Consider the following 24,989-nt stretch of genomic DNA (forward strand, 5'->3'; position numbering starts at 1 on the left):
ACCCCTCAACTCTACTCAATAAATAAAAAGAAGAAGAAAAACTTCTACCGACGTACACTCAGGACGCCTCCATTAGTGGAGCCCGTCCGAATTAAGCGACTGTATGAAGGAAGGTTTTTCCCTGTAATCAATAAGACTTTTCCAAATATTTCTTCCCATCCTGTTAGAGTTTCCTAAAATTCAAACATTATACGTTGCAAGTTCAAATTTTATTCATCCAGGAAGAAAAAAACACTTGACATTTTTGTTAACTAAAGACATGTGTCCCATCTTAATACTGACATTTTTTAATAATACCACATGTGAAATGTCAAGTCAAACAAATTTCCTCGATTGACATATAAGAGTTGAAATCCAAAATTTCAACTACTTCCAACTACTTCGTGGCTTTGAGAATTTTGTACCCTTTATCTTTGGATACCTCAGTAACATCACTGTACAAAGACTCAAGTTTTTTCATGGCTGATGGAGCACCCTGTTTTTTTTGAATAACAACCCAGATCGACCCGCCGTCAACTAAGCAATCATAAGCATCTGTAAAAATGCGATGAACAACTTCCTTGCCTGCACGAATCGGCGGATTGGTTAAAACCGCGTCAAAGCGCTGCTCCTTCACTTGTTCCAGGAGATCACTTTGGAGGATCGTCACATTCGTAATACCGTTACGCTTCGCATTATCAACAGACAGTTCAATCGCTCTCTCATTGATATCAACCATTGTCACATGTCCCTTCGGACACATCACAGCAGCGCTTAACCCAATAGGGCCGTACCCACAACCTACATCAAGAACCTTTGCATCCTCGCTCAGCTGCATGGTTTCAATTAAATGCTTACTGCCATAATCGACACCTTTTTTCGAAAAGACTCCGGCATCCGTCAGAAACGTATAAGTTTTGCCACGCAGCACTTCTTGCATAGTGTGAACATCTCGTTTCACCGTCGGGCGCTCCGTATAGTAATGCTCTGACACGTTATGAATTCCTCCTTCACTTTTACCTCTAGGAAAATCAAATAACGAGAGCGTTCCTAAGGCTTTCCTAAGGGTAAAAACCTTATCTTATAATCAAGGATAAACGACTCCGTCGTCCTTCAGGGACGAGCGCGTTTGTCAAGGTAGATTCGAAGCAAAAGTATAAAACTTATACTTTCTTATCTACGGTTAAAAAAACCTCTTGAAGTCAAGCTTCAAGAGGTTTCCTATTGAAAGATTACTTAACTTCTACGGAAGCGCCAGCTTCTGTAAGCTTCGCTTTAACAGCTTCTGCTTCTTCGGAGCTAACTTTTTCTTTAACTGCTTTAGGAGCACCATCAACCAAGTCTTTCGCTTCTTTCAGGCCAAGACCTGTGATTTCGCGAACTACTTTAATTACGTTGATTTTGGATGCGCCAGCGCTAGTCAAGATAACATCAAACTCAGTTTGAGCTTCTTCAACTGCTACTGCTGCGCCACCGCCAGCTGCTACTGGAGCTGCTGCTGTTACGCCAAACTCTTCTTCAATTGCTTTAACCAGGTCGTTCAATTCCAAGATTGTCATGCCTTTGATTGCTTCTAGGATCGTTGCATTGTTGCTCATGGTTAAACCTCCATTATCATTCATATATTTTGTGGTTGTTGTTGTAAAACAAAATTAAGCTTGACCTTCAGCTTCTTTTTTCTCAGCAACTGCTTTAACAGCAAGTGCAAAGTTACGAACTGGAGCTTGAAGAACGCTAAGCAACATGGAGAGAAGACCATCTCTGGATGGAAGTTCAGCAAGTGCTTTGATTTGATCGTATCCAACTACGCGGCCTTCGACCACGCCACCTTTTACGCTCAATTGATCATTCTTTTTCGCAAATTCAGTCAAGATTTTCGCTGGAGCAACTAAATCGTCTTTGCTGAAAGCAATAGCAGTTGGACCCGTTAGATACTCATCCAATGCGCTTAGTTCAGCATTCGCCGATGCGCGTCTAGCCAACGAGTTCTTGAGAACTACGAATTCAATCCCAGCTTCGCGCAAGGTTTTACGCAGCTGTGTTACTTGAGCTACGTTCAAACCGCGGTAGTCTGCGATGATTGTAGAAGCACTAGCTTTAAACTTCTCAGTCACTTCAGCTACTGCTTGTTCTTTCTCTGCAAGAATTTTCGCGTTTGCCATAGTACACCTCACTTCTTATGCATTTATCTTTCAAGATCGCAAACAGTAGGAGCATCAGCATTCCTTATCTAAAATAAGAAATGCCTTCGTAGACGCTACGAAGGCATGATGTGTTCACTTTTTCCCTGATGTACAAAGAAATCGCTATATATATCATAACACCTCGGTAGGAAATTAAGCACGTTGGCACCTACTGTCTACGGTTTGCATATTCATTTTTATGACCTTTGATAGAGTATCACGCCCAGTAACCGAAGTCAACTGGTAGCTTTTACTTATCTGAAGGATTGCAGGTTCACACGAACGCTTGGGCCCATTGTGGAGGATACAGCAATGTTTTTCAGGTAAACACCTTTAGCAGCTGCTGGTTTCGCTCTTACAAGTGCATCAACCAATGCTTTGAAGTTTTCGTTCAACTTATCAGCATCGAAAGACACTTTACCAAGTGGAGCATGGATTTGGCCTGCTTTGTCAAGACGGTACTCGATTTTACCTGCTTTGATCTCTTGAACAGCTTTGGTAACGTCGAAAGTAACTGTTCCTGCTTTAGGGTTTGGCATTAAACCTTTACCCCCGAGGATACGACCCAGTTTACCAACTTCGCTCATCATGTCCGGAGTAGCAACGCAAACGTCAAATTCGAACCAACCTTGTTGAATTTTGTTGATCATGTCAGCATCACCAACAAAATCTGCACCAGCCGCTTCAGCCTCTTTCGCTTTCTCGCCTTTAGCAAATACAAGTACACGTTTCGTTTTACCAGTACCGTGTGGAAGTACAACGACACCACGAACAGCCTGATCTTGTTTTCTTGGGTCAACACCCAGACGAACTGCAACATCTACAGTTTCATCAAATTTAGCAGGAGCTGTTTTCTTAACTAGCTCGATTGCTTCTGACGGATCATACAAAGTTTCAGCATCTACAAGCTGAGCTACTTCGCGGTATTTTTTACCGTGTTTAGGCATAATATTTTTCCTCCTTAGTGGTATTAGCGGATAATCCTCCCACCGAGCGGCTGAAGAGTTTTCTCGAAGAAAACCCACTTCGACAGCTTACGCTTATCGTTTAACCGCATTCCTTGCGGAATTAATCTTCGATAGTGATTCCCATGCTGCGAGCAGTACCTTCAACCATACGCATTGCAGCCTCAACGGATGCAGCATTTAGGTCAGGCATTTTTTGTTCAGCGATTTCGCGAACTTTTGCGCGTTTCACAGTTGCAACTTTCTTTTTGTTTGGTTCACCGGATCCTTTTTCGATACCAGCAACGACGCGAAGAAGAACTGCAGCCGGAGGCGTTTTAGTGATGAATGTAAAGGAACGATCCTCGAATACTGTGATTTCAACCGGAATGATAAGACCAACTTGATCAGCAGTACGAGCGTTAAACTCTTTACAGAAAGCCATGATGTTCACACCTGCTTGACCCAATGCTGGACCGATCGGTGGTGCTGGATTTGCTTTCGCAGCTTGAACTTGAAGCTTAACAATTTTGATAACCTTTTTTGCCATGATAGACACCTCCTTGCTTTTAATATGGGATCTGATTGCCATCCCACTAACGAAGGTCTATCCCGAGGAATAGACCTGGTAGAAACCCTTGGTTTTCTTGTTTTATAGCTTTTCCACTTGGTCGAAATCGAGCTCAAGCGGGGTTTCTCTACCAAACATGTTGACATGTACCTTAAGTTTGCCCTTGTCAGCAACAATTTCTTCAACAGAGCCGACAAAGTTTGCGAAAGGTCCCACCTTGACGCGTACGGTTTCTTTGAGTTCGAAGTCGATTTTCTCCTTCGGCTCTTCCATACCCATATGCTTCAGGATAGATTCAACTTCCTCAGGTAATAATGCAGTCGGTTTAGAGCCGGATCCCGTAGAACCTACGAATCCAGTTACTCCTGGCGTATTACGTACGACATACCAAGAGTCATCCGTTTGAATCATTTCTACGAGGACATAACCTGGATAAACTTTACGCATGACGACTTTTTTCTTGCCGTCTTTGTTTACCAGTTCTTCTTCCATAGGCACAAGGACACGGAAGATCTTGTCCGTCATTTCCATAGATTCAACACGTTTCTCTAGGTTGGCTTTCACTTTGTTCTCATACCCTGAATAGGTATGTACGACGTACCATCTTTTTTCCATGAATAAATTCACCTATAGTCCTGTTTATTTAAAAACAAGGCGCAGCAACTCAGAAATTCCTAGATCCAGCACAAAAAAATAGATGGCAACAAAAGTTACAGTACCAATAACGACAAGCGTATAGGTAGTCATCTCTTTGCGACTTGGCCACTTGACCTTTTTGAGTTCTGACCAACTGTCGGTGAAGAAGGAAAAAGTGGATCCGAAGCTTTGTCTCATTCTAGCCAAGAACGCCACAAACTACACCTCCAAAGAACTACCTAGTCTCGCGATGAGCAGTATGTTCATTGCAAAATTTGCAATATTTCTTCAACTCAATACGGTCGGGATTGTTGCGCTTATTTTTAGTGGATGCATAGTTTCTTTGTTTGCAATTTGTGCACGCTAATGTGATGATGACCCGCATGATGTACACCTCCTACAGACACTTTCTAATTAAAGCCCTTCTAAGCGCGTCAAAAAGAAAGCGACTTTTAGGGCTACCTGAAATACTTTATCACAACCCGTAATAGGGTGTCAAGGCAGAAGTCTCATAAATGCGAGAGTATCATCAGTATAGACTCTCTTGACAATTGTTAAACGTCCCCGAAAAGAAAAACACCCGCACAGCTTAAGCGGCGCGGGTACTTCCTACAAATCTCGGACTTCTAGATAACGTTCAAGTTTCCGTTTAACACGTTGAAGAGCATTATCAATAGACTTCACATGACGATCGAGATCAACGGCAATTTCTTGATACGATCTGCCATCGAGATAGAGCATCAGTACCCTGCGCTCTAGGTCACTTAAAATCTCTCCCATTTTATCTTCAAGGCCCGTAAACTCTTCTTGATTGATTACAAGCTCCTCAGGATCAGTAACCCGGGAACCGCTAATAACGTCAAGCAACGTACGATCAGAATCTTCATCATAGATAGGCTTGTCCAGTGACACGTAGGAATTAAGAGGAATGTGCTTCTGACGCGTTGCTGTTTTGATCGCCGTGATGATCTGTCGCGTGATGCACAGTTCAGCAAAGGCTTTGAATGAAGCAAGCTTGTCTCCTCGGAAGTCGCGAATAGATTTATATAAACCTATCATACCTTCCTGCACAATATCTTCTCGGTCTGCACCTATCAAAAAATAAGAACGTGCTTTGGCACGTACGAAATTCTTATATTTATTGATAAGGTATTCCAACGCTTCGCTACTGCCTTCACGGACTGCTTCGACGATGTCTTCATCTGGCTTGAGGTCATAATCATACATTCTCAGTTCTTTGAGGTCGACACTCACCAACAATCCCTCCGGCCTGCAGGACTACCCAGATTCACTATAAAAGTTTAGGTTAAGTATACATGAAGAAAACTCACACCGTCAACGGGGAACCGCACCATTTCTAGCATTTGGAGTATTCACTCTCCTCTTCGCCACCGCTCGAATTGCTCTTTGAGCTCATGGCTCAGTTTACCTTCGAACGGATTACGCTTGGATGAAGTTTCAGGATGAATACGTTCTCGCACTTCTTTGCGATTCTGTTTGATTTTGACTAGCAGTTCACCAGCGGGCATCCGAAGAGCTCCTTTACCGAAAATGACATGCTGCTCAATCATATCCGAGGTGGCTACGTAGATCTGCTTACGCCTTCCCATCAGATTCGTGACTAGGCGTTCGATCCGTTCATCTGCCGTTTCCTTCTCTTTGGTATAGAGTACTGTAAGCTTGCTCTGCACATATTTCTTACCAAGTCCAGGTACCATATAGGCATCAAAAACAAGGTATACCTTCATACCCGAGTAGGATTGATACTCCGCCAGCATATGGATTAACTGATCGCGAGCGCCCCCCAGATCCGTATCCTTCAGCTTGCTTAGCTCCGGCCAAGCGCCAATAATATTGTAGCCATCAACAATCAGAAACTGTTCCATTTCATTTAACTCTTATTACGCTGTCTAACCACTTCATACATCAATACACCCGCGGCAACGGACGCATTCAAAGAATTCACATGTCCCGTCATCGGAAGCTTAACTAAGAAGTCACATTTCTCTTTAATTAATCGACCAACACCTTTACCTTCATTGCCAATAACTAGTGCAATTGGAATACTAAAGTTGGCTTTATACACGTCTTGAGCAGCGGATACATCCGTTCCAGCAACCCAAACTCCCTGTTCTTTCAATTTCTCAATCGTCTGCGCAATATTCGTCACACGTGCAACGGGAACATATTCAACAGCCCCAGCTGAAGTCTTGGAAACTGTAGCCGTAAGTCCGACGGAACGCCGTTTGGGAATAATGACGCCATGGACACCAGTACAGTCTGCTGTTCGCAGGATCGAACCGAGATTATGCGGATCCTCGATCTCATCAAGAATCAGGATAAAAGGTTCTTGCCCGAGCTCTTTAGCCTTGTCTAAAATATCTTCTACTTCTACATACTCATAGGCAGCAACTTGCGCTACAACCCCTTGATGTTGAAGTCCTTCTGCCATTTGGTCCAGCTTACGCTTGTCCGTAAACTGAACGATAATGCCTACATTTTTGGCTTCCGCTACAATAGGACCTGCGAATTGCTTCTGAGCACTCTCTGCGATCCATATTTTGTTAATCGTACGACCTGCACGAAGCGCCTCCAGAACGGAGTGCTTCCCGCCGATATATTCTTCATCCATTCCTGTTCCTCCTAAAAGTTTTGAACAATACGATCACCGTTAGCTTAAGCTACTTATTCTGCTTGTAAGCAATCGCAAAGTCTAATATTTCCTTCAATCTCTCAAAAGATTGTTTATAGTACAAATATCCGATTAAGCACTCAAACGCGGTGCTGTGCCGGTATTCCAGCACCTCCGCGTTTTTGGCTGTAGTTCCTGATTTGGCATTGCGTCCCCTCTTGACCATGTCTACTTCTTCTTCCGATAGCATCGGCATCAAAGCCTCCAATAATTTGGATTGCGCTTTGGCTGAGACGTATCCCGTCGATGCTTTGTGCAAATGATTCGGCCGATGGTTAGCTCCAGAAATGACATATTGCCTGATGTACACTTCATACACAGCATCCCCTATATAAGCCAAAACAAGCGGATTCAGTAAATGAGGACTTTTGGATGGCGGGAAAATAAAAAGGTTCGCAGCATCATGGATGGACTCACTCATTTACGGCGCCAGCGTATTCCCTGCGGTGTATCCTCAAGGAATATCCCTTTCTCTGTGAGCAGGTCACGAATTTCATCCGCGCGGGCCCAGTTCTTCGACTTACGCGATTCCGTCCGTTCGATAATCAACTGCTCAATCTCTTCATCCAACAGCTCATCCGTTTGCTGAGAAAGAATCCCTAAAGTTTGATCGAACGCTTGCAGCTGATCCAAGAAAAGCTGCAGCGCAGCCGTATTTACCCGCTCCTGTTGAAGGTACAGGTTCGCTTCGGCAACAAGGTCGAATACAGCCGTTATAGCATCCGGAGTATTGAAATCGTCGTTCATCTTATCATCAAACTGGCTCGCAATAGCAGCCAAGCGATCTGTTAATGCTGATTCTATTTCACTAGTCGCTGAAGCAGTAGTAAGTCGATGCTTCAGGTTGTCATAAGCATTTTGGATACGATCTAACGCATTAGAAGCTTGTTTCAAGCTCTCATCGCTGAAATTCAGCGGATTGCGATAGTGCGCGGACAACATGAAGAAACGGAATACTTGCGGCTTGATTTGTTTAACAAGATCACGAATAAGAATCCCGTTGCCAAGTGACTTGGACATCTTCTCATTGTCAATGTTAAGGAAGGCATTGTGCAGCCAATAATTAGCCATCGGATGACCCGTTACAGCTTCCGTCTGAGCGATTTCACACTCGTGATGCGGGAAGGTCAAATCTTGTCCGCCACCATGTATATCAATCGTTTCACCCAAATATTTACGCACCATGGCAGAGCATTCGATATGCCAACCAGGACGGCCTTGGCCCCATGGACTATCCCAATAAATCTCTCCCGGTTTAGCCGCTTTCCACAGCACAAAATCCTGAGGACTCTCTTTGCGATCGTCTACTTCAATACGGATGCCGTATTGGAGCTCTTCCAGATTTTGATTGGATAACTTGCCATACTCCGCAAATTTGCTTGTTCGGTAATAAACGTCACCGCGGGCTTCGTACGCAAAATCTTTCTCAACGAGAGCAGCAATGAAATCGATGATCTCCTGGATGTTCTCCGTCACACGCGGATTCAAGGTAGCATCGTGAACGCCAAGTGTTTTGACGTCGTCCAAAAAGGCTTGAATGAATGTTTCTGCCAGCTCTGGAACGGTAACAGCCAGTTCCTCGGCTTTACGAATCATTTTATCATCCACATCGGTAAAGTTCGTTATATAAGTCACTTCATATTTCTGAGACTCCAAATAGCGACGTACAACATCGAAGAAAATGACCGGTCTGCCGTTACCAATATGAATATAGTTATACACAGTAGGCCCGCAAACGTACATCTTCACTTTGCCAGGTTCAATAGGAACGAATTCTTCTTTTTTTCGCGTTAGCGTATTATACACTCGAAGTGTCATGTTCTCTCGTTTCTCCATTCTTAAGGCGTTCTTGTTCAAGTTGCTGTTTTAAATCGTTAATCTGATTCTGTAATTCCTGAAATATATCCACAATGGGATCAGGTAAGTTCCCATGGTCCAAACGATTCACACGAACTCCGTCCCGCTTCACAAGTTTAGCAGGGATCGTGACGACGGTGCTATTTGAAGGAACTTCCTGAATGACTACCGCATTAGAACCAATACGTGAATTTTCGCCTACAAGGAAAGAACCGAGAATTTTGGCACCAGAGCCAATAACTACATTATTGCCAATAGTTGGATGTCTCTTACCTTTTTCTTTCCCCGTCCCCCCTAAGGTTACGCCTTGGTATAGGATGACATCGTCACCGATCTCACAGGTTTCCCCGATAACAACACCCATGCCATGATCAATAAACAGTCTTTTGCCTATTGTTGCACCCGGATGAATCTCAATTCCTGTCATGAACCGGCTCCACTGCGAAACAATACGAGCGATCGTATACATCCCCCGTTTATAAAACCAATGGCCGATTCGATGGGACCAAATCGCATGAAGCCCAGAATACGTAAACACAACCTCAAACCAACTGCGTGCAGCCGGGTCGTTATCGAATACGGCGGATATATCAGATTTGATCGTTGCCCACATGTTCTCACCTTCTTCGTAGTAATCATACAAGGATTCTTCTAAAACAAAAAAGCCCCTGCAGCCATATGGCTGCAGAGGCGTATTATCGCGGTTCCACTCTGCTTGGTGACTCGGAAGTCTCCCAACTTAGGTTCCCGTAACGTGGGTATTCCGGCTGCGCCTACCCTACTCTTACGAGGTTTCGGCGCGGCAGCTCCCAGGTGCATTTCCGATTACAGGAATTGGATAACTCACAGCCAAAGCCTCGCGGCTTTGATTATCCTCTCTGATAAATCCCTAGTTAAACGTACTCTCCTGATCATTGCATTCGATATTGAACTAAGTATAGCGAAAAGAAACCCGCATTACAATAAGTTCCTTAGACGTGAGGCGACTTTTTCTTTGCCAAGTAAGTAAAGAGATACATTTAAGTCCGGTCCGTGTACTTGACCTGTTAGTGCAGAACGAATCGACATGAACAATTGTTTCCCTTTGAAGCCCGTATCCTTCTGCACTTGCTTCAGCAAAGCAGGAATAGCCTCTACGGTGAAAGCTTCAGCTTGCTCAACTTGCGTGAGGAAGCTAGCTAACACAACAGGCACATGCTCCTCTTTCAAAACAGCAGCTGCTTCCTCGTCAATAACCAGCTCTTCTTTGAAGAAGATGCTAGATAGCTCAACGATCTCAGCCGCGAAACGCATTCTCTCCTGATTGAGGCCTACGAGAGCCGTTACCCACTCATGACGAGCTGCATCCAAATCACCTTGGATGTACCCAGCCTTTTGCAGATGAGGCACGCATAATTCGACCACTCGGGAGAGCGGTGCCTTTTTCAAATAAGCATTGTTCATCCAATTCAATTTATCCATATCAAACACAGCCGGACTCTTGGATACGCGATCCAGGTCAAACTGGGCAATTAGCTCTTCCTTCGTGAACATTTCTTCTTCGCCGCCAGGAGACCAACCGAGCAAGGCAATGAAGTTAACAACAGCTTCAGGCAGATAGCCTAGCTCTTTGTACTGTTCGATAAACTGAATGATGGATTCATCCCGTTTACTCATTTTTTTACGGTCTGGATTCAAAATAAGCGCCAAATGAGCAAAGACAGGCACAGGAAACCCAAGTGCTTCGTACATCAGAATTTGTCGTGGCGTATTAGACAGATGCTCCTCACCGCGAATAACCAGATTGATTTTCATCATGTGATCGTCCACAATGACTGCAAAGTTATAAGTAGGAATCCCATCAGGGCGCGCGATAATAAAGTCGCCAATCCCATTGGATTCAAATTCAACAAGCTCACGCACTTTGTCCTCAAAGCCGATAATCCGGCCTTCCGGAACACGGAAACGAGTCGAAGGAATACGTCCCTCAGCTCGATAAGCAGCAATCTGCTCCGCGCCCAAGTTACGGCATTTACCTGAATAACCGCCCATTTCGCCGCGTGCTTCTTGCTCTGCCCGCTCCTGCTCCAAATCGGCTTCCGAGCAATAGCAATGGTATGCATGTCCGCTCTGAACCAATTGATCGAGATATGTCTGATAAATATCCAGTCTCTCCATCTGACGATAAGGACCGTATGGACCTCCGATATCTACGCTTTCGTCCCACTCTAAACCAAGCCATCTAAGACCGTTCAACTGATCTTCAATTCCGGACTCTTTGTGACGCGTTTGGTCCGTATCTTCAAAACGAACAACGAACGCACCGCCATGGCGACGCGCCAATAAATAATCAAACAGTGCTGTACGAGCACCGCCAATATGTAAATGTCCAGTCGGACTAGGTGCATAACGCACACGTAAAGGCTGATTCATGAGTGTACCTCTTCTCCCCGATAATACCTGCTATTCTAGCACATCTCGAATTAAACAAACAACCGATTGCGCAGCAATGCCTTCGCCTCGCCCCGTGAAACCAAGCTGTTCCGTCGTCGTAGCCTTCACATTGACTTGATCTGGCTTAGCATCTAGCGCAGCGGCAATAATTTCTACCATCTGCGGGATGTACGGCGCCATTTTGGGCTTCTGTGCAATGATGGTAGAGTCCGTATTCCCAAGATGGTATCCCTTGTCCTTAGCCAGCCGCCAAACCTGTTTGAGCAGTATTAGACTATCCGCATCTTTGAACTCTGCAGCCGTATCCGGGAAATGCTTCCCGATATCGCCTAAGCCTAGCGCGCCCAAAATAGCATCGCTAATGGCGTGCAGCAGAACATCGGCATCAGAATGACCAAGCAGTCCTTTTTCATAAGGAATCGTCACGCCTCCAATAATGCACTTACGGCCTTCCACCAACTGATGAACATCAAATCCTTGACCTACGCGAATCATAGTTGTCCCTCTCCCCTTACGTTATGTAGTATCCATTCTGCCCATGGCAAATCTTCCGGTGTCGTAATCTTAATATTATAATAGTCCCCTTCGACCACATGCACCGTTGTTCCTATCCGTTCCACCAACATCGCATCGTCCGTCCCCATGAAATTATCCTGAAGAGCCCGTTCGTGCGCTTCCCGTAGTAGAGAAAGCCGAAAAGCTTGCGGCGTTTGGATCGCCCACAAGCTTCGTCTATCAGGTGTAGATTGAATTCGCTTCTCGGTATCTACGATTTTGATCGTATCCTTAACAGGAACGGCCAGCACAGCTGCATCCTGTTCTTGCGCTTTCTCAAGACAACCGAACACATGTTCTTTTTTCACGAAAGGCCTAACACCGTCATGAACGAGTACCCACGTTGTGTCCCTCTGTAGGGAGTCCAGACCCCGTCTAACGGAATCTTGACGTTCGGCGCCTCCTGCTAACACATGAGTGACCTTGGAAAGAGCGTAGTGCTGTACATAGCCTCTACAGCGATCTACATCCGTTCCGCCAACAACGAGAATGATTTCATCCACTTCATGTATGTTTTGAAATAATTGCAAGGTATGTACCAGAATTGGCTTGTGTCCCAGTTGTAAGTATTGTTTACTTTCAGCCGTACCCATTCGCGAGCCCTTGCCCGCTGCCACGATGATAACTCCTAGCTTCCCCATAAGTCCTCCAACTAAGTGCTTTCTGAAAGAAAGCTTTCTTCGTAAGCATAGACCCAAGGATAAACGACCTAGTAAGAGCTATGTTACATCTCCTTATCATACTGGTTTTACTGTGCTTTTTCCAATAGTTTCGGTTTAGCGAAAATCATTCGTCCCGCCGAAGTCTGCAGAACACTTGTGACCATCACTTCTAGTGTCATCCCGATGAATTCGCGCCCGCCTTCCACCACGATCATCGTACCATCGTCCAGATAAGCTACACCTTGTCCATGCTCCTTGCCATCCTTAATGACTTGAACTATAATTTCTTCGCCCGGTAGGACAACTGGCTTCACTGCATTCGCGAGGTCGTTGATATTGAGCACCGAAACGCCTTGCAATTCACATACTTTGTTTAGATTGAAATCATTCGTAATCACTTTGCCTTGCAGTACTTTGGCGAGCCGGACTAGCTTGCTGTCTACTTCAGATATTTCCTCAAAATCTCCTTCGTAAATGAGCACTTTCACTTCAAGTTCCTTTTGGATTTTGTTCAAAATGTCCAGACCGCGTCGACCGCGATTCCGCTTGAGTAAATCCGATGAGTCGGCAATGTGCTGCAGCTCTTCCAAGACAAATTCGGGAATAACAAGCGTTCCCTCAATGAAGCCTGTTTTGCAAATATCTGCGATCCTGCCATCAATAATGACACTAGTATCGAGAATCTTATGCTCCTCATAAGGACGGTGTGTCTGCTTCTCCGGACCTGAGGATCGACTCTTTGCAATGATCTGAACCAACTCTTCCCGCTTGCTGTAACCGATACGGAACCCCATTACAGCTAATACCGCAGATACAATGAATGGTAAAAAGGGACTAGCCCACTTCGCCTGCTCTAAGACAGGGAACACCAATACCGATATAAGCAGTCCAATGACTAAGCCTAATGTACCTGAGAGTAAATCGGACACCGGGATATCCGCTACATTCCTTTCGCCTCTCATAAGCAGCTTCATTCCCTGACTAGCAACCCATGACGAAAGGAAGAACATCCCTACTGCGCATAAACTATTAATCCAAATAACTTGTCCTGCATCACTCATTAACGCTGTCTTTCGAAGGATCGAATCACTCCAACTATAACCTAAACTACCACCCATGATGGCCAAAATGATTTGTACCCATTTCCTCATCACAGATTCACCCCCTAAATCAAACTTGTTTTAAGCCTTATTACAATTATGTTCCAATTTCTCCAACGTTAATCACTTCTTTACATGGAAAATTGAAATATTAGAGGGCTTCCTTTATAATGAAATTGGAAGTTACCAACACACCCGAGGTGGATGGAATGAGCTCCTTGACTTTAAAGCAGTTTCAGGATCAAGTATCCGAATTGTTACTCCGTCACCGAAGTCTGCTTGACGTCTTATCCAAATTTCAACAGTCTGGCGCAGCTGCTAATCGTTCTGTGGTGAAATCTATTACGGAATGTGGATGTATTCAGGTTCATGCAGCCAAGCAAGAGTATCATCCTGAGATGACTTTGGATGAGGCCAAGGATGTGCTCGGCACTCATGTATCTGGTCACTTATGTGAACAATGCATCGAGGTCGTAAGTACGGAACTGGGTAGAAATCTCTTCTATATGTCTGCACTTAGTAACATCCTAGACGTTAATTTGGAGCAAGTCGTTGAGAACGAATCGAAGAAATGCACAACACTGGGACTTTTCAACATGTCATGAAGACGAAAAAAAAGCATTTATTTTCTCTCTGAATCATCAGAAGAAAATAAATGCTTTTTATTTTCGAAACCTGTTTTAAACGTCTGATTTCACTGAATTCGTGTCGTCCATGCCGCGTCTTTTGTTCTTTCTCCGGAGACGGATGAAGAACCCATCAACGTTTTTTTTTAGGCCATATAGCGCGTAGGCTAATAGAGGGACGAAAATCATTTTAGAAATCGACTCCGGCCATTTGATAGCAATCAAAATAGCAACGGCAACAATAATTGGCGTTATCCAAATAGCTGCTTTAGGAATACCGGCTTTCTTGAAGTTCGGGTACTTCACTGTACTTACCATCAAGTAAGATAACAGGATTGTACTTACCAACAATACATATACATTGATTTCGTTCACAAACAACGCTAGTGTACAAAGAACACCGCCTGCGGCTGGAATCGGAAGACCGATGAAATAGCCAGGCGTACCGGCAACGACATTGAAACGAGCTAAACGGAGCGCTCCACAAATCGGGAAGATCGCTGTAACAATCCAAGCAAATGCCGGACTAATCACATTCGGGTCATTAAATGCAACCACATACATGATAAAAGCTGGTGCTACACCGAATGAAATGACATCGGACAGCGAATCTAACTCTTTACCAAACTCACTCTGTGCGTTCAAAGCTCTGGCTACACGTCCGTCAAGTCCATCAAGCAACATAGCGACAATGACTAGCACTGCTGCAATTCCGTGTTCACCACTGAAAGCGAGAATAATTGACAGTACACCTAGGAATAAGTTCCCTACTGTAAAAAGACTGGGAATTGATTTCGTTAACATATGTTTTTGTCCACCTCTGGATTTACTATACCCTAATCTCGACTTAATAAAACCTCGACCGCATAAAACTGCCTTGACTTAATAAAACCTCAACAATGATACTTTATGATTGTATCTAGTTTAAATATGTCTGTCAATGAACACTTGTTCTTGAATTCTTTTGAGGCCTTCCTTAATCGCTCGGGCTCTCACCTCTCCGATTCCGTCAACTTCATCCAATTCTTCAATTGTCGCCATCATCATGTGAGGCAGATAACCAAACTTTTCGACCAGATTCGCAATAATGATAGACGGCAACCGCGGAATTTTCCCTAAAATTCGGAACCCTCGCGGGGAAACGGGTTCTTCGGCAATAGAATTCGTATGCGGATATCCAAGCAAACGGATAATTTGGTGCGGCTCCAGCAGTTCATCTGAGGATAAACGCTTTAAGCCAGCTTGCATTTCTTTAACGCGGTCTTCTGATAAATCACGTACATAATCTTTTACGATCAAACGCGCTTCAAGTTCCGCATTCCCAACAAGTTCTTCCAGCTGCATGCTAATGAGACGGCCTTCATTGCCTAATTCATTAATGTATCGATTAATCTCGGCCTTAATGCGCAGCACCATCTCAAACCGAGCAATGACATTGGTAACATCATGCAGGGTAACCAATTCCTCAAACTCGGAAGCGCTTAGATTGGTCAGCGATTGATCAAGCACGACTTTGTAGCGCTCCAATGTCTGAATCGCTTGATTCGCTTTGGTCAGGATAACACCAATATCTTTCAACGCATATCGCAAATTACCTTGATAAAGTGTTATAACATTGCGCCGCTGTGAAATCGAAACAACCAATTTGTTGGTTTGCTTCGCAACACGTTCAGCTGTTCTATGTCTGATTCCCGTCTCCGATGATGAGATAGAGGAATCAGGGATTAATTGTGTGTTCGCATATAGGATGCGTTTGATATCCTCACTAAGGATAATCGCGCCATCCATTTTAGCAAGCTCATATAAATAATTGGGGGAAAATTCACAATCAATGGAAAAACCGCCATCTACGATTTCCGTTACTTCTGTACTATATCCAACTACAATAAGTCCACCCGTTTTGGCGCGTAGGACATTCTCTAACCCATCACGGAACGGTGTACCAGGTGCTACCATTTGCAGCAGTTGGCTCATGACGTCTCGCTTCATCTCTTCTTTACTCATCATTTTCCTCCTGAAGGCTTGCAGGTTGAATGACCACGAGTTAACCCAGTACCGCTTTCCGGGATACACCGCGGACTTCTCCGGTCAACCGATCTCACCGAACACTACATCATAGGGCCAGGTTGCCTGATCTTTAAAACTGGATGCAATACTAATGGCTATCGCTAAATCGACTGCCGGTTCATCTAGCTTTGCTCCACCGGCCGCATTCAAGTAAGTATCTTGATTTTGTAAGAATATACCCAACCCCAATGCTCAATAAAATTCTTTTAAACGATATAATAGACGATTGGATTAGACAACATCCCAACCAATGTTCATAAACGTTTGAATAAGCCATTTGAAGAATATCCAATGAGTCCCGTTTATAATCTTCTTCTTAAAACAACAATCCCTCTACATATATAATACATTTCACATTCGAAATTCATGCTGCCTTGATTCAACCTACCCTTAATCTGAATTGTACCAGTTGCTAAATCTTTACAACTAAGTATAACGGAAAATGCTTTCCTTTAAAAGAAGTTGTATATAATGAAAGAGCAGTTCTAATTTCCTCGGATTACCAGTTTAGTTTATAACTAAGTTCGAAACTTTATCATTCAATCTAATGATTCAAATTGGTAGGAGTCGCAATAGCTGTTGTCTAATTATCTTCCTCATCCCAAGGTGCTTTCTGCTCTTTGCCTTTGGAAGAAGTACCAAATACAGAGTGGATGACTTGGCTCAATGTCTTACATGGGATTACCTTTATCGTAGAAAACGTAGTTGTGCTTTTCAAGCCATTGAGCGCAACATAAACACGTTTGAAACCCATTCTTTCAAGTTCTCTAATTCTTAGTTCTAACGTAGGTACTTTCTTTAATTCACCTGTTAATCCAATATCTGCGATAAATACAGTATCATTTGGGATACCTTGATTCTTGCAGGAAGATACAATGCTCATTATCGCGGCTAAATTTGATGATTGTTCTTTTAGACGAATACCGCCTGTCGTTTTAACAACCACGTTCTTATCATGAAGAGGGATATTGGCTCTTTGCTCCATGATGCTGATAAGTGTATTCACATGGTCTTTTTTTAAACATTCAGCAATCCGGCTTGGGTATGGCATGAACGTGGTTGATACCAAACTTTCTATTTCCAAAATGATGGGTCTTGTGCCTTCTTTAACGACTGTTAATGCACTGCCACTAACTACATCATTCTCGTCTCTTTGTGTCATAAAGAACTCTGAGGGGTTATCAATAGGTGTCAATCCTTGCTCACCCATTGTGAAAAATCCAAGCTCTCCTGTGCTGGCGTAACGATTTTTAGTCGAAAATAGCTGTTTTAGCTCCTCGCCTTCCTCCCCCTCAAGAACAAGTACGGCATCTACCAAGTGTTCTAATGCTCTTAATCCAGCTAATTCGTTATCTTTGGTCATTTGCCCAACCATTATAATGGCTCTTGGTCTTTGTGCATCTTTTGCAACCTTTAAGAGAGTATTCGCGCATTCCATCGTCTGCGTGGGTGAGCCAGGTCTTTGCGGATATTCTTCTAATACAAAAGTTTGAATACTATCAATAATAATGAGGTCAGGGTCTACTTGGTCAATACAACCTAAGACATTATTCAAACTATTATCAGAATAAACCCAGACGTTTTTATGAATATCTTGTAAGACTCGCTCTGCTCTCCTCTTTATCTGACTATCACTTTCTTCACCTGAAGCATACAGCACTTTCAATCCTTGCTTTGCCACATCATCTGATATTTGCAATAAAAGTGTGGATTTTCCCGCACCTGGAACAGCCGTAATAATCGTAACAGAATCTTTAACGATTCCTCCACCCATTACACGATTAAATTCATTGTACTTAGTAACGATCCTATCACTGTTTTGGGATACGGTATCTGTAAGACGGTTTATGATAACATTCTTCTTTTTGTTTATGCCCTTCTGACCACCACTAGGAGCGTTTATAACATCATCTTCTTCAAGGGTATTCCACTCACGACAACTACTGCACGAACCTTGCCATTTGGGATGCTCTTGACCACAACTGGTACATTTATATATGGTTTTCTTTTTCATAGTTAAGATTCACTTCCCCAATTAATCAAATAGTTCTTCAAACTCATCCAATAGCTCCTCTATATTTTATTAGCGGAAAATTGCAAACTGTTTTCAGCCAACTGGGTGACAACGGTTTGTTTATTTCTGCATCCACCGTTCTATCATACATTTTTTTATGAAAATAAAAAGCATTTTGCTGCACCCTAGGTAGGATGGAGCAAAATGCTTCTTTGCTTTCATTATTTTACGGCTACGCCTTCGCCCTTCAGAACGACAAGTTCGCCATCTTTCTCATCAATGGTTAAGGAGTCACCTTTGGCAATATTGCCTCTGAGCAGCTCCTCAGACAAGCGATCTTCGATATGCTTCTGAATCGCTCTGCGCAGCGGTCTCGCGCCGTAAGTCGGATCGAATCCTTCTTTGGCAAGAAATGCTTTCGCTTTGTCTGTTAGCAAGAAATCAACTTCTTGCTCTTTCAAGCGTTTGCGAAGATCATCGGCCATCAGGCTGACAATTTGTGCAATATGTGCTTCATCCAAGGAGTGGAACACGATAATTTCATCGATACGGTTAAGAAACTCAGGACGGAAGCTCTTCTTGAGCTCACCCATTACTTTATCCTTCATATTGGTGTAATCTTTACCTGCATCGATAGCAGCCGTAAAGCCAAGTGAAGAATTTTTCTTAATCATCTCCGCGCCAACATTGGATGTCATAATAATCAATGTGTTGCGGAAATCAACCGTACGACCTTTGGAATCTGTTAAGCGACCATCTTCCAGCACTTGCAATAGAATGTTGAACACTTCTGGATGTGCTTTCTCGATCTCATCGAGCAATACGACCGAATATGGCTTACGACGTACTTTCTCCGTGAGTTGGCCGCCTTCTTCGTACCCAACGTAACCCGGAGGCGCTCCTACTAATCTAGAAGTCGAGTGCTTTTCCATGTATTCCGACATATCAATACGAACTACCGCGTTATCATCACCGAATAGAGATTCTGCTAATGCGCGTGCTAATTCGGTTTTACCAACACCCGTTGGTCCTAGGAATATGAAGGAGCCCATTGGACGCTTCGGATCTTTCAGACCTGCTCTAGCGCGGCGAATGGCACGACTTACGGCTTTAACAGCTTCTTCCTGACCAATGACACGCTCATGAAGGATATCTTCCATTTTGAGCAAACGCTCTGTTTCTTCTTCAGCAAGTTTACTTACCGGAATTCCAGTCCAACTCGCGACAATTTGCGCGATATCATCTGGCGTTACTTCTGTGTCCAAACGACCTTGCTTCTCTTTCCAATCATTTTTCGTTGTATCCAACTCTTCGCGAAGCTTCTGCTCCGTATCACGAAGTCCAGCTGCTTTCTCGAATTCTTGACTTTGAACCGCTGCATCTTTCTCCTTACGGATGTTATCCAGCTTGCTCTCAAGCTGTTTCAATGAAGGCGGCGTTGTGTAAGAGCGCAGTCTTACTTTGGAGCTCGCCTCATCGATCAAATCGATCGCTTTATCCGGTAGGAAACGGTCCGTAATGTAACGATCGGAAAGTTTTACAGCTTCTTGAATCGCAGCATCCGTAATTTTCACACGGTGATGAGCTTCATAACGATCACGCAATCCATAAAGGATTTGAATAGCTTCCTCAGGAGATGGTTGATCAACTGTAATAGGTTGGAAACGACGCTCTAAAGCCGCATCTTTTTCAATATACTTACGATATTCATCCAACGTTGTAGCACCAATACACTGCAGCTCACCTCTAGCAAGTGCCGGTTTAAGGATGTTGGAGGCATCAATTGCACCTTCCGCTCCGCCAGCGCCAATCAAGGTGTGAAGCTCATCAATGAATAGTACGATATTGCCCGCTTGACGAATTTCGTCCATGATCTTTTTGAGACGGTCTTCGAACTCGCCGCGATACTTAGTCCCTGCTACAACAGAGCCCATATCGAGGGTCATTACCCTTTTATCCTTCAGTGTTTCTGGAATTTCATTGTTAATAATTTTCTGTGCGAGGCCTTCAGCAATCGCTGTTTTACCAACGCCAGGTTCACCGATCAACACCGGATTGTTCTTCGTTCTGCGGCTTAACACTTGAATAACACGCTCAATTTCTTTGCTGCGCCCAATCACAGGATCCAAATGACCCTCTTTGGCATACGCCGTCAGATCTCTCGCTAAACCATCCAATGTAGGCGTGTTTACATTCGGATTACTGCCATGACTTGGCGACACAGTCTCGCTGCTTCCAAGCAATTGAAGGACTTGTTGACGTGCTTTATTCAAAGAGACACCTAAGTTATTAAGGACTCTTGCCGCAACACCTTCGCCTTCGCGAATAAGCCCGAGTAAAATATGTTCAGTCCCCACATACGTGTGACCTAATTTTCTGGCTTCATCCATCGAAAGCTCAATGACCTTCTTCGCTCTAGGTGTATACGCAATGTTGGTAGGCTGTTCTTGTCCTCTGCCAATCAGCGACTCAACTTCGTCTTGAATTTTCTCAAGACCTAAGCCCAAAGCAACGAGCGCTTTAGCAGCAATGCCTTCCCCTTCACGAATAAGACCAAGTAAAATGTGCTCCGTGCCAATATTGTTATGCCCTAAACGAACAGCTTCTTCTTGAGCAAGAGAAAGAACCTTCTGCGCACGTTCCGTAAATCTTCCAAACATCATAGAGAACACCTCCAAAATTAGTATATCTATAGAAATCCTAAAGGATGAATCTTATCTTTCTTAAACCCTACCAAATCTTTCCCGTATCAGCTCTGCCCTGCGTATATCCCGCTCTTCGGCATTTAATTTCTCACCGGCATATTGCTGAAGAAAACCAGGCTGCGTCATCACCAACAATTCATTCAAAACATTCGATGAAACGTTGTTGATAATCCCAAGGTCAATGCCAAGTCTTACATCAGATAAACGCTGCGCGGCTTCTTTCGAATCCATGATTCCCGCATATGACAGAATGCCTAATGAACGATTCACACGATCTATTATCCGCATTCGGGACTCTTGAATCAGCTTATGTCTCGCAGCACGTTCATGCTCTATAATTTGCCTTGCAACACTGTGTAAATTATCAATAATCTCATCTTCGGATTGGCCGAGTGTAATTTGATTCGATATTTGAAACAGGTTTCCTAAAGCTTCGCTGCCTTCCCCGTATAATCCTCTAACTGTCAACCCAACTTGCGTTACAGCTGATAAAATCCGATTAATTTGTTGGCTTAGCACCAGCGCGGGCAAATGCATCATCACCGAAGCACGGATCCCAGTACCGACATTCGTAGGGCAGCTTGTTAAGTAGCCCCTCTTTTCGTCATAGCCGTAATCCAGCTGTGTTTCAAAAATATCATCGATTTGGTTCGCCAAATCCCATACTTCTTTAACCTGAAAACCGGGACATAAACATTGTATGCGAAGATGATCCTCTTCGTTGATCATAATACTGATGGATTCATTTTCGCTTAAAATAACGGCGCCATTCCTGGACTCGTTAGCTAAATTAGGACTAATTAAATGCTTTTCTACCAGAACCATTCGCTCAAGCTCATTCAGATCAGATAGCGGAATGAGTGAAAAATTGCTTATCGTCTCCAACTCATCATTTTCAAGTACACCGGATAAATGATCCAGCACTTCTTGAGATTGTTGATTCGTCGCTAGCATCGGATAAGGGTAGTCCCTAAGGTTGCGAGCAATGCGGATCCGACTACTGATGACGATATCCGATTCAGGCCCTTCGCCTTTCATCCATTCGCTTAATGCATCTGCTGTAAACCGCTGTGATGTCACTGGATTCACACCTCCTTACAAACTCACATACCCGCAATTTTCTTCTCAATTTCACGAATTTGATCACGAATCTTTGCAGCCTGTTCGAACTCTTCCTGTTCAATACAGGTCATCATATCCTTCTTGAGTGTATCAATTTCCCGCTTACATTGGATGATGCCACCACTTCGTTTGGGCACTTTCCCAACGTGAACGATATTGCCATGTACCCTTTTAAAGAGAGGATCTAGCTTATCTGAAAAGCTTTGATAGCAGGATCCGCAACCAAAACGTCCTAATTTACTAAACTGAGAATACGTAAGACCACAGCTCTCACAACGGATCGCCTGAGACTTTGCAGCGGATAGAGATGACGGTTCGAAATCAAGTAATCCTGACAACAGATTGTGAATCGAAAATCCGTTGGATGTTCCGGGGATCATTTCACCCTTTTCACGAGCGCAATTCTCACAAATGTGGAACTCGTTCTTGTCTCCATTCACAATCTTGGTAAAATGAAGAGTCGCCGGTCGTTTCCCGCATTCCTGACAAATCATTTCATATGCCTCCTCATCTGCTAAGCAAGGATATCAGCATTGCTTTAAGAATCTTGGCCCGAATTTCATCGCGCAGCGGGAGCTTGAAGGTCAACACATCTCTCGAAATTGCGGCCCGAATCAGGTTAGCTTCTCGTGTTGAAATATAGTGGCCTTCCTGCAGTTGGTATACAAGTCCTTCTGAAGTAACTTGATCAATGTGCGTATGAATCGTGCGAAAAATGTGGTCTAAAATGGACCCATGACTCTTGAGCTCGATTTTTTGGATACGAATGTATCCACCACCGCCGCGCTTGCTTTCCACAATGTATCCTTTTTCCAAGGTAAACCTTGTACTTATCACATAATTGATTTGGGAAGGCACACATTGGAACTGGTCAGCTAGATCATTACGTTGAATCTCGATAGCCCCTTCAGAACTCTGCTGCAGAACATGTTTTAAATACTGTTCAATAATTTCTGATACGTTGCGCATCAATTCGTCCTCCCAGATTGCCAGAAGTAAATTGACTTTGACTTTCTTTGACCTTAACTAGATTATAATCATTTCCTTTCTTTTTGACAAGTACTGCTCTTTTTAAAATTGTCTAACATCAGAAATATGCTTTTTCGCGACAGAATACTGACCGATTTTCAACCTAATCACAGTATTTACAAAAAAACCCCTACTTAACGTAAGGGCGTGTTCCAATTAATTCTTTTTTAATAAAAAATGAACTTGATCGTCAAAACACTCCCCCTCTTACTATGTTAAAATTTTCATTCGAATGTCGACATCCTGTGATGGTGCCAATGGTTTTCAAACTCCATTCTCTATTTTAAAATTACCCTGCAATGATCACTTAGAGGATTGAATCTGTTCTTCACTAATTTTCCACAGTTGCTTTGCTGCATTTAGGTCCTGTGCCGCCTCTGATGGATTTTTCAATTGTTTATCTACGTAGTAGCTTCCATTAGGGCCAGTGATGTTAGAGGAATCTGCCAGCCAAACTAAGGTTTCAGCTCCTTTTTCCGGGGTGCGAGAAAATAACTTCATTACTGCCATTGTCATACGAGCCATGAGTCCATTGTTCTGATTAAAATTTGTAGCGACTAGTCCAGGATCGTAGCAATGGGCAATGACACCTGTACCATCTATGCGACGCCCTAGCTCAGCGGTGAACATGATGTTAGCAAGCTTGGTTTGAGCATAGCGCAAAGTGGGGCCACCCATCAACTTCTTCATTTTCTTATAAAGACGTTCGGCACTTATATCGTCGAATTCAAGTCCCTTCTTGGCCATCTTGTGTCCATGAGATGCAGTAGTGATGATTCGGGCAGATTCGCTTATCTTCAATCGTTCAAGAAGTAAAGTCGTTAACAAGAAAGGCCCTAAGTGATTTACCGCCCAAGTCATCTCCATTCCGTCGCCAGTCAGCTGCCGTGTTTCGAAAAGGGCGCCCGCATTATTGATAAGGACATCGATTCTTGGGCATTTTGATAAAATTTCGTCAACCACCTGACGGATAGATTGCTGAGAAGACATGTCAGCTAAAAACACATCCATCTGGGCACATCCACCAACATAAGCTTGAATCTGTGAAACCGTATCGTTCGCCTTAGATTTATTACGTGCAAGAATCCCCAAACTTGCACCTAGTGCCGCAAGTTCTTTAGCCGCGGCTAAACCAATACCGCTAGTTGCACCTGTTATTAACACATATTTACCTTTAACCGACCAATTAAAGTTCGTTCTCATTTCATCCATGTTTTTATCTCCTTACTATTTATTATCGATAAATGAATGGTTCATTCATTATTAGTTTATGATGATTTCCTATATCTGTCAAGTAGTCTCGCTGATAAAAATTAATAAAATTTGACCTTTGATCACGCTCCAACAGTATTAAGTCCAAAATAACAAAAAAGCCTGGCCGATGGCCAGGTCCTTGTCAAAACCCATACATTTGTGCATGTAGAGAGAATTGGATATGGGGCTCCTACCTGTTTCTTGAAATCGTGTTTCTTTGAATTTATTTAGCAGTTATCGCACGATTCAAATACGGACACTTTTGCTTTTCCACCCCATATCCATTGGAAAATGTACAGTATTCTAAGGAACGGTGGCTGAAAAGAAGAGTTCATCTATAAGTTTTCCAGTACTAACAACGACGAACCTAGCCAAAAAGGAGATCTCTCATGCCTCAGAAAACTTATACTTTCTTATACTTCAAAAAAGCCTTTTTGAGATTTCTCTCAAAAAGGCTTTATTTTGTGCTTGGCAACGTTCTACTCTCCCAGAACCCTGCGGTTCAAGTACCATCGACGCTGGAGGGCTTAACGGTCGTGTTCGAGATGGGAACGCGTGGG

At 43.6% G+C, this 24,989-nt stretch carries 27 protein-coding genes, 1 rRNA gene, 1 pseudogene and 1 other annotated feature; of the genes and pseudogenes, 1 reads left to right on the forward strand and 28 read right to left on the reverse strand.

What is annotated here, in order from left to right; all coding sequences use genetic code 11:
- Positions 1–376: 376 nt before the first annotated feature.
- From ASG93_RS18900 to ASG93_RS18980, 18 genes are all read right to left on the reverse strand, one after another.
- A complete protein-coding gene (locus tag ASG93_RS18900) occupies positions 377–973 on the reverse strand; it encodes a class I SAM-dependent methyltransferase (RefSeq protein ID WP_056834184.1) in 597 nt (198 codons plus the stop codon).
- A gap of 238 nt (positions 974–1,211) precedes the next feature.
- Positions 1,212–1,577 (reverse strand): 50S ribosomal protein L7/L12, encoded by a 366-nt coding sequence (gene rplL / locus ASG93_RS18905; protein WP_029196469.1) that lies wholly within the window; start codon positions 1,575–1,577, stop codon positions 1,212–1,214.
- A gap of 54 nt (positions 1,578–1,631) precedes the next feature.
- Positions 1,632–2,141, reverse strand: coding sequence for a 50S ribosomal protein L10 (gene rplJ / locus ASG93_RS18910; RefSeq protein WP_047683208.1), 510 nt, complete (start codon positions 2,139–2,141; stop codon positions 1,632–1,634).
- Positions 2,142–2,207: 66 nt separating this feature from the next.
- Positions 2,208–2,362: a sequence feature (ribosomal protein L10 leader region), on the reverse strand.
- 54 nt (positions 2,363–2,416) lie between these two features.
- Complete coding sequence (rplA, locus tag ASG93_RS18915; protein ID WP_056834186.1) at positions 2,417–3,109, reverse strand: 50S ribosomal protein L1; 693 nt, start codon at positions 3,107–3,109, stop codon at positions 2,417–2,419.
- Between the two features lie 121 nt (positions 3,110–3,230).
- The gene (gene rplK / locus ASG93_RS18920) at positions 3,231–3,656 is read right to left on the reverse strand and encodes a 50S ribosomal protein L11 (RefSeq protein ID WP_029196472.1); all 426 of its coding nucleotides are present in this window, start codon (positions 3,654–3,656) and stop codon (positions 3,231–3,233) included.
- Between the two features lie 102 nt (positions 3,657–3,758).
- Entirely contained in the window at positions 3,759–4,292 is a 534-nt protein-coding gene (gene nusG, locus ASG93_RS18925) for a transcription termination/antitermination protein NusG (RefSeq protein WP_029196473.1), read from the reverse strand.
- Between the two features lie 24 nt (positions 4,293–4,316).
- On the reverse strand, positions 4,317–4,529 hold the full coding sequence (secE, locus tag ASG93_RS18930; protein ID WP_047683213.1) for a preprotein translocase subunit SecE: 213 nt from the start codon (positions 4,527–4,529) through the stop codon (positions 4,317–4,319).
- A 19-nt stretch (positions 4,530–4,548) separates the two neighbouring features.
- Positions 4,549–4,698, reverse strand: coding sequence for a 50S ribosomal protein L33 (gene rpmG, locus ASG93_RS34250; RefSeq protein ID WP_079418041.1), 150 nt, complete (start codon positions 4,696–4,698; stop codon positions 4,549–4,551).
- 224 nt (positions 4,699–4,922) lie between these two features.
- Positions 4,923–5,567 (reverse strand): RNA polymerase sporulation sigma factor SigH, encoded by a 645-nt coding sequence (sigH, locus tag ASG93_RS18935; RefSeq protein WP_028557511.1) that lies wholly within the window; start codon positions 5,565–5,567, stop codon positions 4,923–4,925.
- A 119-nt stretch (positions 5,568–5,686) separates the two neighbouring features.
- Positions 5,687–6,199: an NYN domain-containing protein gene (locus ASG93_RS18940; RefSeq protein ID WP_056834188.1), complete on the reverse strand. Its 513-nt coding sequence runs from the start codon at positions 6,197–6,199 to the stop codon at positions 5,687–5,689.
- A gap of 5 nt (positions 6,200–6,204) precedes the next feature.
- Positions 6,205–6,945 (reverse strand): 23S rRNA (guanosine(2251)-2'-O)-methyltransferase RlmB, encoded by a 741-nt coding sequence (gene rlmB / locus ASG93_RS18945; protein WP_056834190.1) that lies wholly within the window; start codon positions 6,943–6,945, stop codon positions 6,205–6,207.
- Between the two features lie 49 nt (positions 6,946–6,994).
- Positions 6,995–7,426 carry a Mini-ribonuclease 3 gene (locus ASG93_RS18950; protein WP_047683219.1) on the reverse strand — a complete coding sequence of 144 codons (432 nt, stop codon included), beginning with the start codon at positions 7,424–7,426 and terminating at the stop codon, positions 6,995–6,997.
- Complete coding sequence (cysS, locus tag ASG93_RS18955) at positions 7,423–8,823, reverse strand: cysteine--tRNA ligase (protein ID WP_056834192.1); 1,401 nt, start codon at positions 8,821–8,823, stop codon at positions 7,423–7,425. The genes ASG93_RS18950 and cysS overlap by 4 nt, the downstream gene beginning before the upstream one ends.
- Positions 8,804–9,505, reverse strand: coding sequence for a serine O-acetyltransferase (cysE, locus tag ASG93_RS18960; RefSeq protein ID WP_268796032.1), 702 nt, complete (start codon positions 9,503–9,505; stop codon positions 8,804–8,806). The genes cysS and cysE overlap by 20 nt, the downstream gene beginning before the upstream one ends.
- A gap of 314 nt (positions 9,506–9,819) precedes the next feature.
- Complete coding sequence (gene gltX / locus ASG93_RS18965; RefSeq protein ID WP_056834196.1) at positions 9,820–11,274, reverse strand: glutamate--tRNA ligase; 1,455 nt, start codon at positions 11,272–11,274, stop codon at positions 9,820–9,822.
- Positions 11,275–11,304: 30 nt separating this feature from the next.
- Positions 11,305–11,790: a 2-C-methyl-D-erythritol 2,4-cyclodiphosphate synthase gene (ispF, locus tag ASG93_RS18970; protein WP_056834199.1), complete on the reverse strand. Its 486-nt coding sequence runs from the start codon at positions 11,788–11,790 to the stop codon at positions 11,305–11,307.
- Positions 11,787–12,491 (reverse strand): 2-C-methyl-D-erythritol 4-phosphate cytidylyltransferase, encoded by a 705-nt coding sequence (gene ispD / locus ASG93_RS18975; RefSeq protein WP_056834201.1) that lies wholly within the window; start codon positions 12,489–12,491, stop codon positions 11,787–11,789. The genes ispF and ispD overlap by 4 nt, the downstream gene beginning before the upstream one ends.
- A 107-nt stretch (positions 12,492–12,598) precedes the next feature.
- A complete protein-coding gene (locus ASG93_RS18980; protein WP_056834203.1) occupies positions 12,599–13,666 on the reverse strand; it encodes a PIN/TRAM domain-containing protein in 1,068 nt (355 codons plus the stop codon).
- A gap of 155 nt (positions 13,667–13,821) precedes the next feature.
- On the opposite strand from ASG93_RS18980, the gene ASG93_RS18985 reads away from it, so the two are divergent.
- Positions 13,822–14,217, forward strand: coding sequence for a hypothetical protein (locus ASG93_RS18985; RefSeq protein WP_056834216.1), 396 nt, complete (start codon positions 13,822–13,824; stop codon positions 14,215–14,217).
- A 75-nt stretch (positions 14,218–14,292) separates the two neighbouring features.
- Here ASG93_RS18985 and pssA read toward each other — a convergent pair whose 3' ends face one another.
- From pssA to rrf, 10 genes and pseudogenes are all read right to left on the reverse strand, one after another.
- Positions 14,293–15,042 carry a CDP-diacylglycerol--serine O-phosphatidyltransferase gene (pssA, locus tag ASG93_RS18990; protein ID WP_029196485.1) on the reverse strand — a complete coding sequence of 250 codons (750 nt, stop codon included), beginning with the start codon at positions 15,040–15,042 and terminating at the stop codon, positions 14,293–14,295.
- Positions 15,043–15,162: 120 nt separating this feature from the next.
- A complete protein-coding gene (gene disA / locus ASG93_RS18995) occupies positions 15,163–16,242 on the reverse strand; it encodes a DNA integrity scanning diadenylate cyclase DisA (RefSeq protein WP_082614963.1) in 1,080 nt (359 codons plus the stop codon).
- Positions 16,243–16,300: 58 nt separating this feature from the next.
- Positions 16,301–16,488, reverse strand: a pseudogene (locus tag ASG93_RS35185) (DNA repair protein RadA); the annotation flags it as partial.
- Positions 16,489–16,888: 400 nt separating this feature from the next.
- Entirely contained in the window at positions 16,889–18,319 is a 1,431-nt protein-coding gene (gene radA / locus ASG93_RS19000) for a DNA repair protein RadA (protein WP_056834207.1), read from the reverse strand.
- 221 nt (positions 18,320–18,540) lie between these two features.
- Positions 18,541–20,982: an ATP-dependent protease ATP-binding subunit ClpC gene (clpC, locus tag ASG93_RS19005; RefSeq protein ID WP_056834209.1), complete on the reverse strand. Its 2,442-nt coding sequence runs from the start codon at positions 20,980–20,982 to the stop codon at positions 18,541–18,543.
- Between the two features lie 60 nt (positions 20,983–21,042).
- A complete protein-coding gene (locus ASG93_RS19010; protein WP_056834217.1) occupies positions 21,043–22,062 on the reverse strand; it encodes a protein arginine kinase in 1,020 nt (339 codons plus the stop codon).
- 65 nt (positions 22,063–22,127) lie between these two features.
- A complete protein-coding gene (locus tag ASG93_RS19015) occupies positions 22,128–22,640 on the reverse strand; it encodes a UvrB/UvrC motif-containing protein (protein WP_056834210.1) in 513 nt (170 codons plus the stop codon).
- Positions 22,641–22,653: 13 nt separating this feature from the next.
- Positions 22,654–23,115, reverse strand: coding sequence for a CtsR family transcriptional regulator (locus ASG93_RS19020; protein ID WP_029196492.1), 462 nt, complete (start codon positions 23,113–23,115; stop codon positions 22,654–22,656).
- Positions 23,116–23,478: 363 nt separating this feature from the next.
- A complete protein-coding gene (locus ASG93_RS19025) occupies positions 23,479–24,387 on the reverse strand; it encodes an SDR family NAD(P)-dependent oxidoreductase (RefSeq protein WP_056834212.1) in 909 nt (302 codons plus the stop codon).
- 508 nt (positions 24,388–24,895) lie between these two features.
- Positions 24,896–24,989: ribosomal RNA gene (rrf, locus tag ASG93_RS19030) — 5S ribosomal RNA — on the reverse strand; the annotation flags it as partial.

This window comes from Paenibacillus sp. Soil787 (genome assembly GCF_001429545.1).
Classification (GTDB): Bacteria; Bacillota; Bacilli; order Paenibacillales; family NBRC-103111; genus Paenibacillus_E.